Here is a 24,853-nt window from a genome sequence, read left to right on the forward strand (position 1 = left end):
CCAAGGAGAATCGAGGAGCATTAGTCTTACAAGCCGACTCATCTGGGTTTCGCTTCCGCTTTCGCCGTTTCCGGAGAAAAAGCATCAACGAGCGAAATGACATTGATCTGCTTTTCTATCTCTTCTAGCACTCCAGGAGCGGTAATCGATATTTCTCTTGTCTCACCTGGGAGCAGGTCGAAATAGTTGTCCGACACCTTTGCATCGATTTTGCTGAAACTGATGTAAACGTCACGAGCGAGCACATCAGAAGACAATCGAAGCTTATACGAGCTGCCGTCACGGACGAGGGTTCGCTTGATGTTGGCGGGTAGCAAATGGACCTGCTTGGTAGGTTGGAGATATAAGAGGTTGCGCGAGACAACGTTCCCTTCTACCAGTACCTCAGCGGAAACAAACACCTGCGATAGGTCCTGATGCAACTGGACGATCGATTCCAAAGGAAGCTGCATGTAACGCGCAGCAGAAAGAGGAGGCAGGGTCACCGTCTTCACTTCCTGCTTTACCAGCGCGCCCTGCATCGTCACCACCTGAACCCGCAATGTCGCCGTGGTGGGCTGCATTTTGTCGCTGACAACGTGAATATCTACATCCCCATCCTGCAACGTAGGTGAAACAAGTAAAGGGTTGTAGAAGCGCCGCGCATAATACTGGAGAGCCTTCCATCGCCCGTAATAGTCAATGCTCGACCATGATGCGACCGGCCAGCAATCGTTGAGCTGCCAGAAGAGCGAGCCTGAAATCCGGGGGCTATTGCGCCTCATGTGTTCAGCGCCGACCTTTACGCCCTCAGCCTGCAATATCTGGCTGACATACAGGAATGATGCGAAATCCTTGGGTTCGGCATAATCCCTAAGAAGGTAATCGTGAATGATCGCGTTACCTTCATTGTTCTTCTGGTGCGCCAGCATTACGGGAGTGAAGATGCTCGCACGATCCTCCGGGAGCGTAAACGATTCAACTGTGCGCAGCTCGGGGAACGACTGGAAGCCATATTCCGAGTTGAACCGGCTGAAGTGCTTTTCGTAATTACTGAAAGGCTCTCTGCCGTGCCAGATGCTCCAATCGTGCGCGTCGCCAGCTTGAAATGTGTCCGATGTCTCCTCGTAATCAGCACTTGGCGAACTTGGCCAGTAGGGAATTTCCGGGTCCTCGCGTTGAACGACGTTTGAGATGATGCCGCTGAAGACCGTGAGATAGTTCTTCCAAACCTGCAGACGACCTTCGGGAGATAACCCGCCGAGAAACGCGTACAGAACCGATTCGACTTCGTTATTTCCGGACCAGAGGGTGATGCTTGGGTGATTGCGGAGTCTTCTTACCTGATACTCCGCTTCCTGCTCTACGTTGTGCTTCCAATCGACAGATCCGGGATACCAACTGCTGGCAAACATGAAGTCCTGCCAAACCATGAGACCGAGTTCATCACAAATTTCATAGAACTTGTCCGACTCGTAATATCCTCCGCCCCACAGGCGGATCATGTTCATGTTGGCGTCTTTCGCCGATTCTAGGACTCCGCGATACTGCGCTTCCGTGACTCGATTTGGAAAACTGTCAAACGGAATTACATCGGCTCCCTTTGCAAAGATCGGGATGCCGTTCACCTCGATCCCGAACGAGCGTCCCCACTGGTCACGCTTCCTATTCAGAACAACTTTGCGCAGTCCGGTATGAACTATTTTCGTGTCCGAAATGCCTGAATTAGTTTTCAATACCGCTTTGAAGGCATATATCGATTGCTTGCCGTAACCAGCCGGGAACCACAGTTCCGGTTTGACTATCTCAACCGGAATACTCAGCGCGTTCTCGCCCACATGCAAGGCAACTTTCCGCCCGGTTTCGAAATGCTTCCCTCCTTGCGAATAGCTCACAAGAAGTTCTGCGGGTGTGTTGGCGCCCGCCACAACAGAGACATCCAACCGCAGGTGCGCGAGATCGGCGGTGACATCTGGCTGCATGATCTGGAACTCAGCAATGCGCGCCTCGTCCCAACTTTCGAGATACACGGGGCGCCATATTCCGCTCGTGACAAACCTCGGCCCCCAATCCCATCCATACTCGTAGGCAGCTTTTCTCAAATACGACTTTTCGGGGATGTGAGTCTGCGAGTTCTGCTTATCTTCTGCGACTTGCGCCGCAGCAGCCTTGCCGGGGTGATGGAACTCAACCCGAAGCTGATTTGCGCCGGGATGCAGCAAGGACTTCACATCGACGCGCCAGCGCCGAAACATATTGTCGGCATTGAACAGGAGAGAATCGTTCAGGTATACGCTTGCAGTGGTGTCCAGCCCTTCAAAGACAAGGTCCAGATGCTTCCGCTTGAGCATATCGTTTGTCGCATGGATCGTCGTACGATAGCTCCATCCGGTGTTCTCTATCCATTGCAGCTTCGATTCATTGTCACGATAGAAAGGATCCGGTATCAGCTTGTTTTTCAGCAGATCAAGATGAACATCTCCGGGGACCTTAGCCGGAAGCCACTGCGCCTGACCTTCAGTTGTTTGCTGACGGAACTCCCAGTTCGAATCTAGAGGGACGATCTGTCGTTCATGCGACGATTCAGCCAACGCCATTGCGGCTAGAGACAGTAGTACGCAAGCGAGTACGGCGCAAGACGCAATGTGTGCGCCAAGCCTGCAACATAGGGTGCCGCGTTTAGCTTTTTCCGAGCTCGAAGTTTCCGACATCAGGGCAAGTCCTCTTTGAAGAAGTGGAACCGGTACCATACTAGAGGAGGGGTTCTCGCTTGGCAACTCCATTGTGCTCCGTAGCGCAGTTATTCTTTGTTGTTGGAGTGACTCGTGGGATACAGCGACGAATAGCACGGAACACCTGAACATCAGGAACGTGGGAACGATACCAGTAAATCAGCTTCTTTGCGCATTGCAGGAGTGTTATTCTAGGACCTGCTAAGGGTAGGCGTTTTAGCTCTGACACTGTGCATGAGCTCCCTTGGCAGAATCTGGCAGGCACAGCAGGACATTCAAAAGAGCGCAGGACGTTCAGTTGAATGTTCGCTGATTACACTAGCTAATATTCTTCAGAACGGCGCGAAATAATGAGCGTAAAGAGCGGTCGACCTACCCTGCATGATGTTGCCCAGGCTGCCGGTGTTGGCACCACTACCGTTTCGCGCGTCATCAATGGCGGTTACTACGTAGCGCCTGAAATGATGGCTCGCATCCAGAAGGTAATTGATGAGCTTGGATATCAACCTAACCAGGCAGCGCGATCACTGAAGAATGAGCGATCACGTACGATCGGACTCATCGTTCCGTCCATCACGGATCCTTTTTTCGCCCATTTTGCCGGGGTTGCAGAAAGCATTGCCCGTAAGCAGGACTACGTCGTGATCCTGCTTACCTCGCAAGACAAGGCGCAGGTTGAAGTGGACGACCTCCGAATTTTCGAAAGGCACCGGGTTGATGGACTACTGCTGGTGCCACCACGATCGAAATCAAAACCGCTGCTTGATAATCTGCAGCGCCTGTCTATACCGGTGGTCGCCATCGATCGTCCAATCGCAAACCGAAATTACTCCAGCGTGCTTTGCGATAACAATGTGGCCGCACAACACGCAGTACGCCATCTAATCGAGCACGGGCGCAAACGAATCCTGTGCCTCGGCGGGGACCCGAACCTCTACACAATCCGGGAGCGCGCCAAGGGATACACAAGCGTGACGGCATCTCACGGACTGGAAAGCCTGGTCGAGATGGGAGCATCGGATTTCGAATCTGCTGCGCGGATCCTATCGAAATACTTGAATAAGGGATCGGGAATCGACGCTATTTTTGGCCTTTATAACCAGTCGACGATACACGCTTACCAGGTATTGCAGAGCAAACACATTGACATTCCGCGACAAGTCAGTCTTGTAGGATTCGACGACTTCGCACTGGCGTCTGCACTTCGTCCATCGGTCACAGTAATGCAGCAGGCGGTGAATGAGCTTGCCCGGACCGCGACACAGTTACTGTTCGATCACATGAGCGGGGAGATTACATCGCCGCAGCAAATCGAGATTTCATCCACACTTACGATCCGGCAATCTTGTGGATGCCATTCAGGAAGCTAAGTGACTGTCGGTATGGATAGCAAGTCTCACAGCGTCTAATAAGGCGCTGTGAGACTCTTGCGCAGGTAACTGGCTACAAGGTCTATACAACTATCGGCGGAGGCCGACTGAGATAGACATTCCGTAACGAGGAAGCCGTGTAGAGCGCCGAGCCACCTCACTACAGTCGTCTCCACCCCAAGTTGAATCAGTCGGGCAGCAAAGTCTTCACCCTCATCGCGCAACACATCGTACTCGCAGGTGACGATGAGAGTCGGGGGAAAAGCTGCAAGCGCTTCATCCCTGGCACGAATCGGGGATGCAAGAGGGCTTACACGCGCTGATTCGTCCGACAGGTACTGGTCCCAAAACCATGCCATCGTCTCCCGGCTTAGGTTCGGGTTGTCGGCGAACTCCTTATAGGAAGAAGTCGAGAGCGAGCAGTCCACGACCGGGTATAGAAGAACTTGCCGGCACGGTAACGGCAATCCGCGGTGCTTAGCAAGCAGAATGCAAGCGGCAGCCAGATTCCCTCCTGAACTGTCGCCGCCCAACGCAAACCGCCGGGCGTCGAGACCTAAAGCTGTTGCCTCGGCTAAGACGCCGTATATCGCACCCAGGCATGATTCGAGCGGCTCCGGGAACCCATTCTCAGGGGCGAGCGGATACTCTATGAAGGCGATAGCAGACTGGGAACGTATCGCCAGTTCACAGATGAGACGAGTATGCGTATGGAGATCGCCGAGAACCCATCCGCCGCCGTGCAAGTAGAACGTAATCGGCAGAGGAGTCTTCGCTTGCTCGGGCCGGATGATGTGAACCGTACAGCAATGGCTCTGATATTTCTCAGCTTTAACACTAAAGTCCTCGAGCTTCGAAGCCTGCCCCGCACGCATGCGAGCGCGCTCTTCGGTGACAGGAAGTTGGCCCAAGGGCGCTTCACCCTTCAGTCCCTCCAAGTACTGGTAGTCGGGGTCCGCCAACCGCACATAATCTTCGTGGTGCGCACCTTCAGTTCCGAATGCACATTTTCCGGACCTTGCCGGGGACTCAGCCTCTTGCATATTAGTGACGCTCCTCGGCAGTCTTTTTGTCTGGCTCCGCCTTGAACTGAGCGTCTAAAAACTTCCATATGTGCTGGAACGCTTCGAGGGTTTGGTCGTCAGAGAAGCTTCCATGTTGCCCTCCGGCGATTGTCACCAGTTGGTTCGCCACGCCAGCGCGATCGAGTGCCTCACGTAGCCGAACTGCCTGGGTATACGGCACCGTAGGATCATGGTCGCCATGGACCGTAATCACAGCAGGCGTAGTCGAGTTCACATAAGTGAGCGGTGACAGATGCTTTGCGATATCCACTCTGCCGGGCTGGGCTCCTAACCAAGCCACCGCATACGTTTGGCGATTTGCTCCGTCGAGGATGTCACTAACGTCCGTAATGCCATACCAGTTCACTACCGCGGCTACTTTCAACGGAGGCTCGTCAGGTCCAGCAGGACACTGGCTATCGAGATCTGTATTCTCCGGAAGCATTCCCACGATTAAGGCAAGATGTCCGCCCGCCGAGTGGCCGGTTGTGACAATGCGGTGAACATCAATGTGGTACTGATCTGCGTTTCTATACACCCAGCGGAGAGCACAACGCACGTCTTGTACGGCAGCAGGTGCGAGCGACGCACCTGCGAGCCTGTATTCAACGTTCACAACGTTCCAGCCCCGCTGAATATAGGGAAGGAACAAGTTTGCAGCTCCGTTCTTCTCGCCAATAACCCAACCACCGCCATGTATGTACACCACTGTCGGAACAGGACCGGTCGACTTTGTGGGATGCCAGACGTCCAAATGCACAGGAACGTTATTGAAGACTCCGTAGGTAACATTCGAACTGATCGCATAGTTGAACGAGGCAAGTTCGGCCCAATTGTCCGGAGAGTTCTGCGCCGCTGTGGCCTGTCCACACAAGACGGCTATCAGCACAACAACCATGACGCAAAAACTATGTTTGCTGTTTTGTTGGATTATCAATTTTGAACTCCGTGAGTTTTATTAACGGCGCGACCAATAGAAAGCCGCAGCGTGAGCGTCTGATGCGGCTCGAGATGAAGTGCAGCAAGCGATCTGGGCGTAATATCCCGATCTTCAGTCATGTTGGTTTCAGCAACAAAAGTAGTAGGAAAAGCGAATCTCAGGCTTACATCCACCCTTTTCCCGGCGATCTCCTGGAGTCGGAGCATGTAATCACCCGGTCTTCCATTGCGGCTCGGCTTAAAACCCTGCACGATCACGTTTGGCGCGCTGAGCGAAAGCAATGAGAATTCCCATTGAGCGGGGCGAACTCCTGGCGGTAGCAAGACGGCGACACATCTGGCGTCAGATTCGGCACCGAAATGATAGGCGGAAACTGGATCTACTGGCCCGCTGGTAGTCAAATTAAAGGTGTAGAGATAGAGGTCTGGATAACCAGGTTCATACGAATCGAAGCTGACGACACCTTGATCTTTCGTATCGCCTTGATCCAGCTTTATCAGAGCTTTGGCTCTCAACCCTCTATGCACAGGCGATGCTGACTTTCGCTCGAACACGTCAAAGAACGACTGTCTTTGCGCAAGCAGAATCGAGAATTGTCCCTTACCAGCACCGTCGCTCCAAGCGACGGTGTGACGTGGATCGGCGGCATCACTCGGCGCTCCAGGCAGAAGGTCTTGGGGAACACGGTATAGACCTTCGCCATTCTCAATCCACTGCTGGGGTTGTCCATCGAAGGAAAAGACGAAATCGAACCCGTATTCGTCTGAGGGCTGACCATATTTAACAAAGCGCATTTTGCTGCGCTGGAGTGTCTCGGTTAACTCCACCCGGGGATCGTCAACGGGTAACGTGATTACCGTACGAGGCCGGAGATCGTCCTGCCGTTCAATCACGATTTGATCAGCTAAGGGACCACGCTCGTGACGGATACTCACCGACTTTGTCGTAATCGGCTCATCTCGAAGATCAGAAGTTCGGACCAACTCAGCAGCACTATCGCCTCGCGTTACATCCACAATCGTCCGGCCAAGACGACGATCGAGAATCCGGCTGATCGAACCAGTCACCGGGTTCACTTCAACCTGAAAATACGGGCTCTCCAGTGATGGCTTCTCGCCGGGCTTTGGGGTCCGCTCTTCTGCCTTACCTGGTTCCAAGCTATACGTACGATAGCCCATGGATGGGATCTGGCGCGCTTGGAAATAGAGTTCACCATCCACAAGACGCTGCGACTTCATTGCCTCCCCGGTGCGTGCATCTCGGACCGTATAAGGTCCGTCAACATGGGGAATGCGGACCAGTTGCGACGCCGTCCAGCTGAGAGGGTTGTAAACAATCAGAAGTCGCCGATCCCGCATGGTGTCAACGGCGGTGGCGAGCTTCTCAACTCCCGCTTTTAGCAAGTCGGAGGTGGAACTGACTGCTGACCTGAGGGACTCTGAATATTGCCGATTCTGTTCGTGCACTTCATCGCGCGTCAGGAGCTTCGGCCAGCCTGACTGCCCCGATCCATTGTGCTCGTCATACAGAAACAACTTTCGATAGTTCGACGCAATCGTCTGCTCTGGATAACCCGAGCCTACTTTTACATTCAGCAGCGACCACAGCGCTTCCGTTTCCGGCAGCCGGTCCTGGAGCCAACGTGCATCCGCGCTCATTGCAGGGGAGTTGAGCTTTACAGCCGACCACGAGCCAGCCCAGTCGCCGCGGTAAACAGGAAAAGTGTCTCGATGTTCCTGCTCTATGTATGAGAAGAACTCTGAGGGGGTGGCGACTACGAGTCGCGGAGTCTTCCCTGCAGCATTCCACGCCCGAACATTTGACAGCAATCCATGCAGCTCATACTCGGGCCCAATGCCATCGTGCATGTATAGAAGCGCAATAGCGGAATGCTGAAATCCGGCGTCTTTGTACTGCTTCAATAGCTTGTCGATCCCGCGCTGCATGATTTCCAGTTTGGGCAGCGCAGACCATTCCTTCGGATAGAACTTGGTATGTAGATATGGGTCTGCCGCGTCTGGATCGACGTAGTAGTCGGTCATTCCCTCGGTGTATCCACCATTCTTGCCCTGTGTCTGCCAAAGAAGCACGCGGCTGCCATCCGGCGATTCCCAGTAGAACGGCATTTTGCCGGGCCAGAGGTCGGTTCCACCGCCGAAGATGGTGTTGGAACCTGTAAGCAGATATTTCACGCCAGAACGGGCAAGAACCTGCGCGACGCGGGAAGAGAACCCCGGCATGTCGTTCATCATGGCGACATGTGCTTGGATACCGAACCGTCGCTCTGCATCCCTGGCGGCGTATGCGAGCCGGTTGAGCTCCTCGGAGCCCATAAACTCGGTATGCATACTTCCCGCAGCAGCCGAAAGCTCGATTTGCCCTTTGCGGACAAGCGCAGCCAGACGAGCAATCTGTGCGGGATCCTTGGTTCGCTCAAGCCACGCCTGGACTTGCCACATGCTCTCGACGGTCCAGCGAAATTGTGGGTCAGATTCGCAAGCATCCAGGACGCTATCAAGATGAGGTTTGATCGCATCCATTTCCTGCTCGGGAGGGAGCAAAAAGCCGAGATCCCAATGGGAACTGGGAATGATGTAAACAACCTTTACCGAGCCGGAAGGTTGCGGGTTTCCGGCACAGGCTATTGCCGTCAGTACACAAGCCAGCAGGATCGGTATTGTGCGCAAGGAACGCTTGGTACTGAGAGCCATTTTTGTGGTACCGTTTCCAGCAATGAACAGTTGTTTTATAGCACCGTGGCAGTTGAGTGTCAATTTAGCTCCTGTTGAATTGCGCTGGATTACGTTATTTGAGCTGTCGGGCACACAGTTCTATGAGGCAGCAAGCGCACAAGTGTCACATCCCGGACCTTTGGTATCGCTACCATCGCGTAGCCGATGCAAATATAACCGGCATGCATAATAATTTCAGACCTGGGCGGAATTGGATATGAAATTGAAATCGCTACTAATAAAGAGTACGGCTGTCGGAGCGCTGGGCGGCTTTCTGTTTGGCTTTGACACAGCGGTGATCGCCGGCACGACACACGCTTTGTCGGCAACGTATGCCCTCTCTTCCGGAGCGCTGGGCCTGACGGTTTCCATTGCACTCTGGGGGACCGTCATCGGCTCGTTGTTAGCAGGAATGTTAGGCCAGAAAATTGGCGGCAAAGCCGCGCTTTCGTTAATGGCTCTGCTGTATCTAGTCTCGGCGGCCGGCTGCGGATTGGCATGGAACTGGGGTGCACTCGTCGTATTTCGATTTGTTGGTGGACTCGGAATTGGCGGCTCTTCAGTGCTTGGTCCTGTTTACATAGCTGAATTAGCTCCGGCAAAAATGAGAGGAAGACTTGTCGGAGTTTTTCAGATCAATATCGTGATCGGGGTACTTCTGGCATACACCTCTAACTTCGCAATCGCGCAAGTGGGATTGGGAGCCGCGGAGTGGCGTTGGCAGCTTGGTGTTGCTTCCCTACCCGCACTTATCTTTCTAGTACTGCTTTTCGGGGTTCCTCAGAGCGCGCGTTGGCTTGTCTCACAAGGGCGGGATGCTGAGGCTCGCGAAGTGTTGAGTAGTATGGGATCAGAAAATGTCGGCACAGAACTTCGGGTAATCCAAGAGTCGATGGTCACCGAAGTAGGCAAGAGCGAACCACTGTTTCAGCGCAAATACCTGCTTCCTATCTTTCTCGCCGCCACTATCGGCATGTTCAATCAGCTTTCCGGCATTAATGCGATTCTCTACTACCTGAATGACATTTTTGCGGCAGGTGGATACAGCCGAGTATCTTCCGGACTTCAGTCAGTGGCAGTGGGCGTGATGAACTTGATTTCGACGTTTCTGGCAATGAGCGTCATCGACAAACTCGGGCGCAAGACACTGCTACTGACCGGCTCGGTTGGCATGGTGATCGCTTTATCTGGGGTTGCGTCTGTCATGTTCCACAGACTTCCACAACACATGCTGTTTCCATTGCTCGCTGCGTACACCTTCTCTTTCGCCTTCTCGCAGGGAGCGGTGATCTGGGTTTACATCAGCGAAGTATTCCCGACCGTGGTGCGGTCCAAGGGGCAAAGTCTGGGGACATCGGTGCACTGGATTATGAACGCATTGATCTCGGGCGTTTTCCCAATGGTCGCCAGCTACTCAAAGGCATATCCGTTTGTGTTCTTTGCCTCTATGATGGCAGTACAGTTCTTTGTCGTGCTAATGATGTACCCCGAAACCAAGCAACTTACGTTAGAGGAGTTGCAGGGACAATTGGGATCCTAAGAGCTGAGATACGTCTGGATGCAGAATGCAGTCCTCTGCCTCGTAGGCTAACGCTACGAGGCAGAGGGGTTCATTAACCGCGAAAAGGATTACTGGGCAGGCCGTGCGAACGTCACGCGTACCAATCTGATTTCCTGAGCGAGGAACCCGGTGTTCCGTACATAGGTGATGTATTGAACATTCCCATTCTGTTCTGCAAACTCTGGATGTGCCAGTCCAGCGTAGTTTGCGTCACCGGTCTTTGAAGCCTGCCCCGTGAACAACTTCGTCTGATCGGACCAAGGTCCCCAAATGTGATCCGCGGTCCGGTAATAGACGTCATCGCTGAAGATACCGCTGTAAACAGCCATGTATTTACCCATAGCGGCGTTGTAGAAGACCGAATTGCCTGCGGCACCACCTTGGAATACAGCCGCAGCGGCGCTCGGATCGGCACTCCAACTCCCATCAGCCGCGTAATAGGTCCATGCCGATTCCGTCGTAGCGGAATCAACCGGGGCCCGGGCGACGCCGCAGTTCTTCACAAGGAAACCCGTAACGCAGCCAAAGGCGTAGAGATATCCTCCATCCAGCAGTGCACCATCTCCGTACGAAGTTGCGTTGCCTTGCCAGAGCAGCGTCGGGTGCTGCGTCCCGGAATTTTCAATGACACGCGTTACGACTCCGGTGCTTTTCGACCAGATTGCAATTCCTGTGCCGACGGGTTGGAACGAAGTTAGGTCTCCTCCACGCATCACCGTGCCGTAGAACTGGTAGATCGTGTCCGAATTCGGCACAGGAATGATCGGCCCTGGCCACAGGGCGTATTCCTCACCGCAGGTAGTGGCAGGCACCGCAGTACAGTTGCTGGAATCGTGCACGGCATTGAACTCTTTCTCGTCATCCGTGAGCGCAACGTACTCCGTCGGATGTCCTTTACTATCGACGTAGTCGTGATTCAGATATATCCCCTGAGATGCATCGAGGCTATCGGTCCAAGCCAATGTATTGCTTATGAAGTTTTTTCCCTCGGCGTTTGCACTCGACATGGCGGTGTCGTTAAACGCCCAGTAAGATTTCCCATCTATAGCCGCACTGAACGTTCCATCGCGCCCATTGATTACCGCATTTTGGCGCACAATGCCCAGATCTTCGACATACGGGTACTGCACCTGCACGGGAGCAGCCTTGATAGTGAACACGGCTGATCCGGAGGTACCGCCTCCGGGAGTTGGACTCATAACAGTAATGTCTGCTGTTCCTGCGGTGGCAATATCGCTGGCGGTAATGGCGGCCGTCAGTTGCGTGTCATTCACGTAAGTAGTAGTGCGGGCACTGCCGTTCCATTGCACCGTTGAACCAGATACGAATCCTGTGCCAATTGCAGTGAGAGTAAACGCGGCTCCGCTTGCAGTAGCACTGGATGGCGTCAGCCCGGAAATGCTCGGAACCGGATTGCTGGTTCCCGTCGTTGGCGGCACGGAAGTAGTACCGCCTCCTCCGCCGCATCCCTCCGAGATTGCGAGAAGAACTAACATCATGAGTACAGATAGCTGCTTTGCCGACGCACGTAGGACGCCACTGCCACGAAGCGGGCTAAAGGTTTGCATCACTATTTCTCCAGGATATTTCGATTAAAACTTTGGGTTGATCAGAAAGACTATGCCGCTTTTCCAAGAAGTTGCGAACAGCCAGTCAACCCCGCGCGGAGCGTGCATAGATGATCGACCTCGTAGCGCAAAGCCTTGCACCTCAAAGTCGAATGAGCGCAGAAGAAGAGTAAGTTGACGGGATTGAGGTTTCTTGTCGTGTGCAAGCCGGACCTCTCGATCCGGCTTGCGGTTTCACGAATTAGAAGTTTGCATCTTCACGGAATGGCTCCCGCTAGAACACAATCTTCGAAGAGAATTGAATCTGACGAGATGTGCCTATTCCAATCAGATTCCCAACGGTACCTCCGCTCACGCCGAAATTAAGCCCGTGAACGATTGGTTGCGAATGCCCCAATCCGTTTGAGCTAATTCCAGAGCCGGGGTTACCGAAATTGGGGTGATTGACCACGTCGAAGAACTCACTACGGAATTCCCAGGTGACGTGTTCTGTCAGTTTCGTATTCTTGACGATACTCAGGTCAGGCTGGATGAATCCAGGGCCCTGTCCATAGTTACGTGGACAAGTCCCAAAGTTACCGGCATCAGGCACGATCGACTTGTCATTGAACTGATTGCCAGGCGTAGAATAGCCAATTGCTTTCGGCGAAATCCCAGTGCAATCCGGGCGACGACCGCTTGCAACCGGAGTGAAGTCAGTATTGTCGGTGTAGCTGAAATTGACTCGAGTTCCAGCCCTACCTTGGACGAAGGTGCTGAGCTGCCATCCATTACCAATCGCAGCAGGCACTTTCGGAACACGCGGAACGTTATAGATTCCACCGAACGAGAAGTTGTGGCGAACATCTCCATCGCTTCGCGCCCAATCTGACGTGAAGTCGCGCGGATTCTGGTAGGCCTCAAACAATCCCATGAAGTCATCGTACATACGCGAGTAATTGTAGTTGCCCTGGAGGTTGAGTCCATGCGTCATGGTACGGACACTTACGTTGAACGCGTTGTACAGTGAATTTGCCCTCTGAGTGCTAAGGCTGATGCTGGCAAAGCTGTTGCTTAGATAACGGCTCGCATGAGAAGGGCTATTGGGATCATAGCCATTCAATTCGATCGAGTTGTTCATGCGCAGTCCGCGATTTCCGCGGTAGGTGGCATTAACAACCGTGTTCTTCGCGACCTCTTGTTCAACACTGATACTCCACTGTTCAGAGTAAGAGTCGCGCTGATGCCGATCGATCGCAGTCATGTTCTGGGCAGAAGCAGGACTGCAATTGGGAACCGTTGCAGAGACCGGGAATTGAATGCTTAGCGCCGGGGTGCAGGTATATCCCAAGAACCAAAGTTGCCAGAAGTTGATGGAAAAGTTCTCCTGAGTGTTAGCTGCAACATTCAGAGGACTTCCGGCTGAGATCGGCAGGAAGAACAGACCGAAGCCTCCCTTAACCGAGGTCTTGCCCTTGTTAGTCGGATCCCAAGCGAAGCCGATGCGAGGAGCAAAGTCCACCCAGGAGGGTTCATACATTTGGGCCGTTCCTGGCAGAAGCGACAGGGTATCAATGTCGAAGTTCTGCATCCTGTGCGAAGGATCGTGCGCGACCGTGTTGTGGTCATAACGAAGGCCAAGATTCAGCGTGAAGTTCGGACGCAGCTTCCAGCTGTCATTCACGAAGAATCCCATCATCGTGTTTTTGATATGCGTCAACGGATAGCCCTGACGCGTCCATGACAGACCGTTTGCGTCTGCCAAGAAGTATTCCGGTCCGCCCTGGGCGTCTAGACAGCCATCTGTGCCTTGTGGTTGCCCATGGCACGGCTTGACCGAAGCGGCTTCCACCACAGGACCGCCGGAGAAGCCGATGCTGTCCTGCATGGTGAGTTCACGGGCTACATCGTTCCAGCGAATATCCAAACCGAACCGGAATTCGTTTCTGCCCACAATCTTGGTGGCAGTATCAATAGCATCGTAAGAGATTGCGGGCTCTTTGGAAGCCCAGAGCTGCGGATTAGGAAGAGTTCCGAACCCGACATTGCCCGAACCACCACAGAAGAAGCAGCTAAAGATCGGGAAGCCAGGCTCTCCAGCATCCTGATGGGAATGCGGACTGTTCACAGAGAATCCAGCTTCATTCAAGAATGTGGAGGAACCGGTGTAATTCCACGTCGCTTTTCCGAGCTGCGCTAATTGTGGCGCATCGGCGTTCTGCCCGATTGCGAGACCATAGGTCCCATAGGTATCACTGATGTTGTAGTTATAACGGACAGCGAAGTTGTTCTTCGGCGAGAGCACGTAATCCATCTTTATTCCATACGAATTCTCGCGAATAGAGTTATATGTTGACCCGGTTAGAACATCAAACCAATATCCGTAATCGATACCGTCGCGAATTGGAGCGCGACCGGCGTTTCCACGCGGGATCTTATCGACAACCGGTTTCATTGCGGGCACAGCCAACGCACGCATTCTGTCGTTAAGGACAAAGTTCGGCATCGTGGAGAGCGTCGTGACCCGCTGTCGAACACCCTCATAGTTTCCAAAGAAGAACAGCTTGTCTTTCACCACTGCTCCACCGAAATTGCCGCCAAACTGGTTAAGGCGGAGTGGAACGGCGGTACCTGTGTAGAAGTAGTTCTTCGCGTCTAGCGCGTCATTACGGAAGAACTCGAACACTTCGCCATGCAGTTGGTTGCTGCCTGACTTCGTGATGACATTGATGATTTCGCCAATGGCACGACCGTACTCAGCAGAATACGGACCAGAGCTCACCTTCACTTCCTGAATGTTATCTACGCTGGTGCGGGTGATGCGGGCATTGCCACGACCGAACGTACTGAATGTCGTGTTTCCGTCAACACGGGTGGCGTCGGTGCCATCCATCAGCATATTGGCGCCATTCTGCCCACTTACGAACCCACCGAGAGTGTCGCTATTGACGGCACTTCCGGTGTTCTGAACCGCGCCAGGAATGAGTGCGAGCAATGAGACGAAATCGCGACCATTGATTGGCAACTTGGCGACTTGATCGGCAGTAATGGTCGACCCCGAAGCGCTGTTCTCTGTGTCCACCTGGACGACGTTCGCCTGAACGTTAACGACCTCACTCGCCGCACCAACATCGAGTATGACGTTCTCGGCGCGAGTCTCGTTTGCATGTAGGATGATATCGGCGATATTGCCAGTTTTGAATCCAGTCTTTGTGAATTTCAACTGGTAAACGCTGACCGCGAGTGAAGGAGCGTAATACTCACCGTTGGAGTTGGTAGTAGTTGAAAAAGTGCGATTTGTCTTTGCGTCAGTGATGGCAACCGACACTCCAGGAATTACAGCACCGGTCCGATCTGTGACATTACCACGGATGGTACTCGTATCCAGTTGAGCGAAGGACTGGGCACTGAGACACAGTAGAAGCAGGCTCAACGATAGGAAGACAGGCTTAAGAGCGCGGCCAATCGCGCTGATCCCGCCACCCACGCCTTTGCCCTTCGGCGACAGCAAGTGGAATAAGTTTGGCATTCACTAGCCCTTTCAAGTGGTCGATATATGGTACCGATTCCATTTATCTGGCCTATAAATATCTTTAATTGCTTACTATTGTCAAGGAAAATTGAGGACCAGAGGCCATTCTTTTTGCTCTCCACACCCATCTGCCGACGAATCATTGTGGTAACGCTTCCACTTACGACCGCAACACAGATGGCGTATCGACCTGCGGTGCACGGGCGCTCCTTCACCGCAGGTCGATAGGATTTCTCGAGGAAACTATTGCCGAGAGAGATGCCGCCTGGCTGCGTGGATTACCACCACTATTTTACGTTGCAGAGAATCTTAGGCGGACTCCTTCACTGAGCGCGGAATGGGAAATGGAACTCCCGTGATGCGCCTTACCATTCAGCGTGACCCGGTCGTAATACGCTCCGGGTTTCTTTCTGTCCGCTGCTATGCAAATCTCGCGACCATCCGGGAAGCGGATATCCGCCTGGTCGAATAGCGGCGCCCCAAGCACCCAATCAGACGTTCCAGGGCACATCGAAAACAGGCCGAGCGCGCTCAGGACATACCACGAGCTCATTGAACCGGTGTCTTCATCACCCGGGAAGTTCTCGGGGCTGTAGAGCTCATTGAGCACGCGATGCACCCAGTATTGTGTCCGGTCGCGTCGGCCAGCGACGGTGAATAGGTAGAGAACATGGTGCACTGGCTGATTCGAATGCGCATACTGCCCAAAATCAACCGCAGCCATTTCGGACATTTCGTGGATCTCTTGTCCATAACTGCCCACATGAAACACTGGAGCCTGAGTCAGCATTTCCTCCAATAGAGAAACAAAGGAAGATCTACCCCCCATGGCGTTTATTAAGCCCTGAGGATCATGGGGCACGGAAAAGCGATACTGCCACGCCGAACCTTCGACGTAGGTTCCTCCCCATGTATGTGGTTCAAACGGTTCCAGCCAACTGTCGTTAGAAAGCTTTCCGCGCAGGAACTTCGTTTTCGGATCAAAGATGTTGCGCCAGTTTCTTGATCGCTTCTCGAACATCTCCGCATCTTCGTGCATGCCCAACGCACGTGCCACCTGAGCGATACAAAAATCCCCATACGCAGAATCAAGTGTCTCGACCGCTCCATCCCCAACTAAATCGCATGGAACATAACCTAGCCTTGCGTATTCCTCCACAGCTTGACGACCGTGCCCAAACCCAAAGCTGTCCTTTTGCGTTGCATGCTTCTTCAGGCCTAAATATGCTGTTCGGAGGTCAAAGCCCTTGATACCCTTGGCAGCTGCATCTCCAAATACCGAATCAATCGGGCTCCCGGTCATGGCGCCGCGATACCCAGGACAAGGGAATTGCGGCAAAAATCCCCCTTCCTTGAACGCGTTTACCCACGCCTGCAAAATCTCTCCCAGCCGCTCCGGATAAAGCAACGTCATCATCGGATACCAGGATCGATAGTCATCCCAGAAACCGTGGTCCGCATACATCACGCCCGGTTCGACTGCTCCGCTGTAAACGCTGTAGTGGACGACGTTTCCGGACTCATCGATTTCGTGCCAAATACGAGGAAAGAGTGAGGCACGGTATAACGCCGAATAGAACACCTTGTGCTGCGCTTCGGTTCCTCCTTGGACGCGGACTCGCCCCAGTGTTTCCTCCCACTTAGATCCGGCTTCTGTGCGCAATTGCTCGAAAGATTTCTGCCCGACCTCGCGTGACAGATTCCGCGCTGCCTGCTCGAAAGAAATAAAGGAAGTTCCTACGCCTAATTCGATTGCCGTCCCTGCCTGCGCAGCAAACCGCACAATCGCGACCTTGCGCCCTTCCAACTCTTTCACTTCGAATCCCGTGATCTTCGTGCCAGTTTTTGCTACGTAGTATGTGGCAAAACCAGCAGGGACTCCCCCACGGTTGTCGCGAGTAAGCGCAGTTATAATGCCAGTCGATACATCGCAGCGTACATCAGAATCCTTGCCCGGAATATCAATGAAAACACCTGCAGGCCCGGACTCCTGAAAGGTGAACCGCATCTTCGAACACCGCTCAGTAGGAACGAGTTCGTAGGTGCACCTATAGCGTGTAAGACGAACGTTCAAATAATGAGGGGAGACCTTCAGTTCCTCAGCACGGTAGGATGACGCACGTCTGGACGCTTCCGGCGCAGGCTCACCATTGAACGGAAGAAATGTCGCACTCCCGTAGTCGCCTAGCCATGGACTTAGCTGATGGGTGCACCGCACCCCCTGCAGCCTCAAATCGTTCGGCTGAAAGAACCATGGACTGCCATCGCTTGACTGGAGTGCCCAATGAGCCATACCAAAAGGAACAGCGACAATTGGTAAGGTGTTTCCACGCGAGAAAAGCGGCGTGGAATTGGTTCCCTGCAGAGGATTGGCTAAGCTCACAAGTGGAATGTGTTCAGCTTGTTTCGGTGACTTTGATTTACCTCCGACAGCATCCTTTTCGCGCCCGCCACTCGCCGCTGCCATAGGTTCTAGCGAAGCGGAGAGAGCGAGTGCTCCTCCGAGCTTCAGGAAACTGCGCCGCGAACTCCCACCACTATCTTGCATTCACTCCTCCCGATGAGTGCCAACCACACTTGTCCTGGCTGAAAAATCGCAAAAGCTCCTACCTTGCTTGAGCAACTTGCTCAGTGATTGAAACCGAGGATGCTCTTGCTGCAGGAACTCGAAAGGTGACTACTTGTCCGAAGCGATCGGACGAATTCGCCCATTGCGCTGAGCTAGACTTCAGTTCTTTGTCCGCGACTTTCTTAACCGGCTTGCCATCCACGAGCACCGAACGCGCAGCATAACCGTGAATCTTCACAAGGAACGTCTTGAGCGCAGGAGTGAACGAGCCCTCCGGACGGTCGAAGTGCATATGAATTACGTTTCCGTCGCTGGAGACAGTGATAGGTTGCCGATAGTACACATCGTGCTCGTAGGCGTAGGTCTTTCCGTCGTCATCATAGTAGACAAAGCGGCTCGAAGCCGGACCGGGAAAAACTTCGAGTGTGACCTCTTCAGTCGGCAACTGATCGACATAGTCCACGGGATCCTGCGAGGCGACGATTGATCCAGCGCGGACAAAGAGCGGTATGTCGTCCCACGACGTTGGGTCCATGTTGTAGTCGATTACTTTGCCACCGGTAAACCGTGCGCCGCGGAAATAGTCGAACCACGTACCTTCTGGGAGATAGACCTTTTGCACCGATGCCTGGGGCGTCAAAACGGGTGAGACCAGGAATGCATCGCCGAACATCCACGAAGAACTTTCATCGGCGACATGAGAGTCATGCGGAAATTCCCAGAACAATGGGCGGACGATTCCAACACCCGACTCGCTGGCCAGTCGCTCATAAGAATAGATGTATGGCAAAAGACTATAACGAAGACGGATTGCTCGAGCGGCGGCAGCTTCGGCCTTTTCACCATAGACCCAGGGTTGACGTTTTTCTCCAAATCCTCCATGTACGCGATAGACGGGGACGAAGGCGCCGAATTCCATCCATCTGGCATAGTTCTCGGGAGATGGGTGACCATTGAAGCCACCAATGTCCATTCCCCAATGCGGTTCACCGATGTTCAGCGTAGATAACATGCGCACTGGTTCGCGCTGCATATTCTCAAAACCGGTAGTGATATCGCCAGACCATTCCGCATATCCGTAACGTTGCGCACCGAGATAGTAGTTGCGGTTGATCGACCAGACCCGCAGGTCAGAATGAGCACGTTGCCCCTCGTAAAGCGCCCTTCCCATGTTGAAAAACTGGAAATTACGGAAATGCATTGTCTTGCCGTCGTCAAGGCCGGTGGAGTCAGCTTCATCGTTCCACCAACCCACCATGCCAGTGTCGAACGCGGGTTCAAGATGCTTCCAGAACCATTCCCGCACGGCAGAGCTATCGAAATCCACGTCCCTCGCAGCCTTGCCGGAAAGGTAATCCTGATACGGCGGCTCGTCACTATAGAACAGGCCGTGTTTCTCTGCGTATGCAGCTGCCTGATTCATCTCGGTGCTGTTCTTCTTTTTCAGAACTATGCGTGGCTTCAAAATTCCCGCAACTTTGACTCCGGAGGCTTGCATCTTCTTGGCAAAGTCTCCGCTCGTCCCATCGGGGAAATTAGTGTCGTTCCAGCGCCACTCACCATAGTCGTCATCGCCCCATGCTTTCCAGTCGTTGTCGAGAATGAAAGCATCGAGCGGGATGCGCTTCTCGCGATATTGGCGAACAAGTTGCTCGATTTCAGCTTCATTGGATCCCCATTGGCTGTTGAGAAATCCAAGGGTCCATTTCGGAGGCAGTTGTGGGCGTCCCGTCAAACTAGCCAGCGAAGAAATGACCTGCATCGGCTCACCGACAATCACGAAGTACTCAACATCCGAACGAGAGCCGCCTCTGAAAGTAATCCTGTCACCTTTGGCTTCAAAGCTCCCGCCATCTGAGTCAATGAGTACTCCATAACGCGTGGTGAAGAAGAACGGTGCGCCTCCACCGCCTTGGAAGCTTGCTGAAACCGCTCCTCCTTCATTTCGCAGTAGGGTGCTGCTCTTCTCCAGAATGCTGATTCCACTCATTCCGTACAGCTTTTCGCCCGATGTATGCACGAAAGTAACTGCGTGAGATCCCGCGTCAGTCAGGGGCAAGGCTTGCTTCACGATCGTTTGGCCATGTGCATCGCTGATCGAGATTCCTGCCGGATCCGACTTGTCCAGCACGACATTCATCATCGGTGAGGTAATTCTCACCGTCTGGCCATCATCACGAACCTTGATTCCCGACGATGGGACAATCTTGAGATTAGGGTCTATAACCAACGTGCGCGGGCTTTTCCTTCCTCCGGGTTGAATATCGACGCGAATGACGTTGTCACTCAGCGCCTCAATCTCGATAAACCCCGTTGTGGTGCAAAGCTGAACCTGGTTTTTCGTGCTCTGAGACCAACCTAGGGCTGTGCACAGTACCAGTGCTACTACGCCTAGCAGTTTCCTTTTCAAACAGACCATTCACTCCTCCCATTCATTAATCGCACGCGTTACCGACTGCAGAGGCTGAGCACAGGCTGGCGCACAATGGTAACGATTCCATTTATCTCACGGCTATGAATATCTACATTGCGCTGCCCTGTCAAGGAGAGTGACGGCATTACCGCAAGCGAATCCGCGCTCCATAAATGTGTTGACCGCCCCAAGCCTGACATGGTATCGATACCATAGAATTCAGAAATGAAGGCGTTTGGCCAATTGATGCCCGTCCGGAAAGCTGAATTGCTCTCCTGGCGGGAACGGTCTTTTGCACAACATACTTTAAAGAGGTTACAGATGCGGAAGAGTGCACTACTTGTATTGCTAGTTCTCGCCTCCTTGAGTGCTGCATGGGGCGCAGACGACGGCTTTTACCTAAAGAACGGTGACCGCGTAGTTTTCTACGGAGACAGCATCACCGAGCAGCGGATGTACACCATGATCGCTGAGACTTATGCCATCACGCGGTACCCTCAACTGAACTTTACGTTCGTTAACTCGGCGTGGGGCGGAGACACCGTGGCGGGTGGAATGGGAGGCCCCATCGACACGCGACTTCAACGTGACGTGTTCCCGTATAAACCAACCGTGATGACCATCATGCTGGGCATGAATGATGGAGGATACAAGGCCGCGACGGCCGAAAACAACGAGAAATATTTCTCGGGGTACAAGCATATAGTCAGTTCGGTCCGCTCAACGTTGCCTGCGGTTCGCATCACGGCGATTCAGCCCTCTCCCTACGACGACATTACTGGCCCGCCCGCTTTTCCTGTGAGTGGCGACATTCAATACAACAACGTCCTGATAGGCTTCGGCAAGTGGATTGCGAACTATAGCAAGGCGGAGGGCCTTGATGTAGCCGACCTGAACACCAACATGGTTAAGGCGCTCATTAAAGCCCAACAACTAAAGCCGGATACCGCGAAGGAGATCATTCCCGGGCACGTGCATCCCTCTTTTGCAGGTCACATGCTAATGGCTGGAGATCTTGTGAAAGCGTGGAAAGGGCGAGCGATTGTCGCCGCGGTCACGATCGATGCTTCAAAGAAGACTCCTAAAGTTGCTTCAGCGCTGCACGCAACGGTATCTGATTTGTCAGGTGGCAACGGCATCCGATGGACGGAACTCGATGATGCATTACCTCTGCCCTTCGCGCAGTGGCAGAGCATGTGGGGAGGAGGACCGGCGGTCGGATTGGTGATCCAGAGCTCAGACATCACTGAGGTGATGAATCAAGAGCCTCTCAAGGTGACGGGGCTTCCTAACGGAGTGTATTCGCTCAAGATTGACGGCGAGGCAGTCGGTGCTTTCAACAACGATGAGCTAGCCGCCGGAATCAATCTTGCTCTCTTGAAAACACCGATGACCGAACAGTCCATGAAAATCTACGAGCTCACCCAGACTCGAAACGACATACATTTCGATAAGTGGCGGAATATTCAAGTGCGACTCTTCGATTACAAGCTTCCGGAATCGCGCTCCACTCTTGAGTCGATCGACTCTCTCGAAGGTGCTGTCGCAAAGTTGCAGCATGAGGCAGCTCAGCCCAAAGCTCATACATTTGAGCTGTCCCCTGTGATGTGATGCCGAGCCCTGTCTCGCAACAGTAGTGCGCATTCCTATAGGGTGCAGCTTACACAAAGAGCTGCACCCTATAACTCAAGATGTCCATTGATCACGATTCTTCTAGCCCCCGCCAACTCACACTCGTCAGTTCCTTCGCGCAATCATGTCACCGTGACCCTGCACAGTCCAGGTTTGGTATCCTCCGATCTGGAGAGAACACGTCATGAGTTGAAAACTCGGAGATTGAAATGTTCGCCACTCACACGACACTGACACACAAGATTAGAATTTTGGTTGTTACTGGCCTTTTCTCATTCTTACTCCCTGCGCCAACGGCTCAAGCCGAAACAATTCCTTCCGATGCCAAGTGGATAGCGGCACTCGGCGAAACGGAGCACAGCCCAGAAGTCGCTTCATTTCGCAAAGTGATTTCGTTCAACACACTCCCACCAAGCTATCCGGTACATGTCAGTGCCGATAATCGCTTTCAGCTATTTGTGAATGGGCAGCGAGTCGGCGAAGGTCCAGCGCGTGGAGACCGCAATCACTGGCGTTACGAAACCTTTGATATTCGCTCTTTTCTACATCACGGCGACAATGCAATTTCAGCGCGAGTTTGGAATTTCGGAGATCAATCTCCCGCGGCACAGGTGAGCGTACGTACAGCTTTCCTTCTATGGGTTGACCGCAATAACGATCAAGCGGCGAATACAGATGCGAGTTGGTCCGCCCGTGTAGAGCGTGGATGGCACGCTCATCTTCAGGGCTTCCCTGCGACTCCAGGGGAAACCGTGGATGCCCGAACACTCGATGCCCACTGGTATGTTTTGCCTTTCTCCGGCAACTGGTCCCCTGCGGTGCCGGTAGCGAATCCGCTTCTTGCGAAAGACGCGAAAGGATCTGTGCTCGACTACACATGGCATCTCGTTCCCGATATGCTTCCGCCAATGGAGTATGAGCAGGTGAGTGCGGGGCGCGTGATCCGAAGCACTGGTGTACAGGCAAGCGCCTTTCCCGAGCAGCCGGTTCATATTGCTGCTCATACCCATGCATCCATTCTCCTTGATCGCGAGACGCTTACCACAGCATATCCAGAACTACTTGTCGGATCAGGCGCAGACGCAAAGATTCGTTTGACGTATGCCGAGGCACTTGTTGACGAGAAAGGATCGCGGGGAAATCGAAGCGAAGTATCCGCAAAACATATGGACATGGCTTCCCTTCACGACGAGTTCATCCCCGATGGCAGCGCCCGTTCGGCGTTCTCGCCGCTGTGGTGGCGGACATGGAGATTCTTGCAGATCGATGTCGACACGGGCGAGCAGCCACTAGATCTGCTCGGAATGGGCGCTCACTTTTCGGCTTATCCGTTGGCGGAAAAAGCCACATTCCACAGTGACGATAGAGAGCTCCAGAAGATTTGGGAGGTAGGATGGCGCACACTGCGCGTGAATGCTCACGAAACACTGACGGACTGCCCTTATTGGGAACAGCTCCAATACGTCGGCGATGCCCGTGTAGAAGCACTGATGACTTATGCCGTGTCCGGAGATGACCGTCTCGGCAGACAGGCGATCGAAGCCTTAGCCAACTCCGTTCTTCCCGATGGATTAACCCAGAGCCGCTATCCGAGTAACGGCGTTCAGGTCATTCCTCCGTTTTCACTCCTGTGGATTGGAATGGTGCACGACTACTGGGAGTACCAGCCCGATACTGAACTACCCCGCAAAGTTCTGCCCGTCGCCCGCTCTGTCATCGATTGGTTCGTGGACCATCAGCGCTACGACGGTCTGCTAGGCAAGATGCCACAAAACGGTTTTGAGTTCTGGCACTTTGTGGACTGGTCATTCGCCCCCATCGGTGCACCTCCTGAGGACGCCGACGGTGGCTCTATCCCAGAGACACTACAATTTATCGCAGCTCTCCGGGATGCCGCCGATTTGGAGGATGCAGTAGGCGACCCAGCCCAAGCAAGAAACTATCGAGAAAATGCAAGACGCACAGCTGCCGCGGTATATCGCCTGGGTTGGGATGAAACGCGCCAACTGCTGGCTGATACCCCGGCCCACCGCGAGTTCAGCCAACACGCGAACATATTGGGAGTGATATTAGACGTCATCCCTTCGGGCAAGCAACAGCAGGTAATGCAGACGATACTCGCGGACGAACTTGCTGGAAAGCCGGCATACCCCGCGACAAAAAATCTGACGGCTGCGAGTTACTATTTCCGCTTCTATCTCGCTCGTGCAATCGATCACGCAAACATGGGTGATTCTTACCTGAAGCTTTTGGGGCCGTGGAAAGAAATGTTGAACCTTGGACTGACCACATGGGCGGAAACTCCGGAACCAACTCGCTCCGACGCTCATGCGTGGTCTGCACATCCCAACTACGACCTGCTGACCATTGTGGCAGGCATTCATCCGGGTTCCGCTGGATTCAAGCGAGTTCGCATCGCTCCACATCTATCTGGCCTAACAACGCTGAATGCATCTATGCCTCACAGCAAAGGGGAAATACATGTGTCCTATATCAAGACTCAACAAGTGATAAATGCAACCATCACTCTTCCTCCCGGTCTGAGCGGAGTGCTGGAATGGAAGGGGCGTACATTCTCCATCTCTCCAGGAAAGCAGACTCTGGCTCTGCAATAATACAGTGGTGTGCCGTAAGCGACTTACAAGCTTACGGCACACTCAGCGCGAAGCTACACCCCACCGCACCTTCGCAGAATAAACGCCTGTTGATGCTTCTCTTTTCTTGTCCGAACTTGAATTCGCCTTCGCAGCTTGCATCGGCACTTCTCGCACTCGCAAGCGCA

12 protein-coding genes are annotated in these 24,853 nt (G+C 53.4%); 4 read left to right on the plus strand and 8 right to left on the minus strand.

Annotated elements, in window-relative coordinates; genetic code table 11:
* Nucleotides 1-38: 38 nt before the first annotated feature.
* The gene (locus AC6IZD_RS13300; protein ID WP_497783799.1) at nt 39-2,690 is read right to left on the minus strand and encodes a beta-mannosidase; all 2,652 of its coding nucleotides are present in this window, start codon (nt 2,688-2,690) and stop codon (nt 39-41) included.
* Between the two features lie 371 nt (nt 2,691-3,061).
* On the opposite strand from AC6IZD_RS13300, the gene AC6IZD_RS13305 reads away from it, so the two are divergent.
* Nucleotides 3,062-4,081 (plus strand): LacI family DNA-binding transcriptional regulator, encoded by a 1,020-nt coding sequence (locus tag AC6IZD_RS13305; RefSeq protein WP_497783800.1) that lies wholly within the window; start codon nt 3,062-3,064, stop codon nt 4,079-4,081.
* A 35-nt stretch (nt 4,082-4,116) separates the two neighbouring features.
* On the opposite strand, the gene AC6IZD_RS13310 is transcribed toward AC6IZD_RS13305, so the two are convergent.
* From AC6IZD_RS13310 to AC6IZD_RS13320, 3 genes are all read right to left on the minus strand, one after another.
* On the minus strand, nt 4,117-5,049 hold the full coding sequence (locus tag AC6IZD_RS13310) for an alpha/beta hydrolase (protein WP_497783801.1): 933 nt from the start codon (nt 5,047-5,049) through the stop codon (nt 4,117-4,119).
* A gap of 76 nt (nt 5,050-5,125) precedes the next feature.
* Nucleotides 5,126-6,082, minus strand: coding sequence for an alpha/beta fold hydrolase (locus AC6IZD_RS13315; protein ID WP_497783802.1), 957 nt, complete (start codon nt 6,080-6,082; stop codon nt 5,126-5,128).
* On the minus strand, nt 6,079-8,796 hold the full coding sequence (locus AC6IZD_RS13320; RefSeq protein WP_497783803.1) for a glycoside hydrolase family 38 N-terminal domain-containing protein: 2,718 nt from the start codon (nt 8,794-8,796) through the stop codon (nt 6,079-6,081). The genes AC6IZD_RS13315 and AC6IZD_RS13320 overlap by 4 nt, the downstream gene beginning before the upstream one ends.
* Nucleotides 8,797-9,034: 238 nt before the next feature.
* On the opposite strand from AC6IZD_RS13320, the gene AC6IZD_RS13325 reads away from it, so the two are divergent.
* Nucleotides 9,035-10,357: a sugar porter family MFS transporter gene (locus AC6IZD_RS13325; protein WP_497783804.1), complete on the plus strand. Its 1,323-nt coding sequence runs from the start codon at nt 9,035-9,037 to the stop codon at nt 10,355-10,357.
* 89 nt (nt 10,358-10,446) lie between these two features.
* On the opposite strand, the gene AC6IZD_RS13330 is transcribed toward AC6IZD_RS13325, so the two are convergent.
* From AC6IZD_RS13330 to AC6IZD_RS13345, 4 genes are all read right to left on the minus strand, one after another.
* Nucleotides 10,447-11,946, minus strand: coding sequence for a DUF5005 domain-containing protein (locus AC6IZD_RS13330; RefSeq protein ID WP_497783805.1), 1,500 nt, complete (start codon nt 11,944-11,946; stop codon nt 10,447-10,449).
* 274 nt (nt 11,947-12,220) lie between these two features.
* On the minus strand, nt 12,221-15,454 hold the full coding sequence (locus tag AC6IZD_RS13335) for a TonB-dependent receptor (protein ID WP_497783806.1): 3,234 nt from the start codon (nt 15,452-15,454) through the stop codon (nt 12,221-12,223).
* A 295-nt stretch (nt 15,455-15,749) separates the two neighbouring features.
* Nucleotides 15,750-18,005 (minus strand): GH92 family glycosyl hydrolase, encoded by a 2,256-nt coding sequence (locus AC6IZD_RS13340; RefSeq protein ID WP_497783807.1) that lies wholly within the window; start codon nt 18,003-18,005, stop codon nt 15,750-15,752.
* A gap of 58 nt (nt 18,006-18,063) precedes the next feature.
* Nucleotides 18,064-20,445 (minus strand): glycoside hydrolase family 31 protein, encoded by a 2,382-nt coding sequence (locus AC6IZD_RS13345; RefSeq protein ID WP_497783808.1) that lies wholly within the window; start codon nt 20,443-20,445, stop codon nt 18,064-18,066.
* A gap of 315 nt (nt 20,446-20,760) precedes the next feature.
* Here AC6IZD_RS13345 and AC6IZD_RS13350 point away from each other — a divergent pair, with 315 nt between their 5' ends.
* Together AC6IZD_RS13350 and AC6IZD_RS13355 are read left to right on the plus strand one after the other, a co-directional pair.
* Nucleotides 20,761-22,050, plus strand: a complete 1,290-nt coding sequence (locus AC6IZD_RS13350) for an SGNH/GDSL hydrolase family protein (RefSeq protein ID WP_497783809.1) — start codon at nt 20,761-20,763, stop codon at nt 22,048-22,050.
* 230 nt (nt 22,051-22,280) lie between these two features.
* On the plus strand, nt 22,281-24,686 hold the full coding sequence (locus tag AC6IZD_RS13355) for an alpha-L-rhamnosidase-related protein (RefSeq protein ID WP_497783810.1): 2,406 nt from the start codon (nt 22,281-22,283) through the stop codon (nt 24,684-24,686).
* The last annotated feature ends 167 nt before the right edge of the window (nt 24,687-24,853 follow it).

It is taken from the genome of Koromonas humicola, from assembly GCF_059726255.1.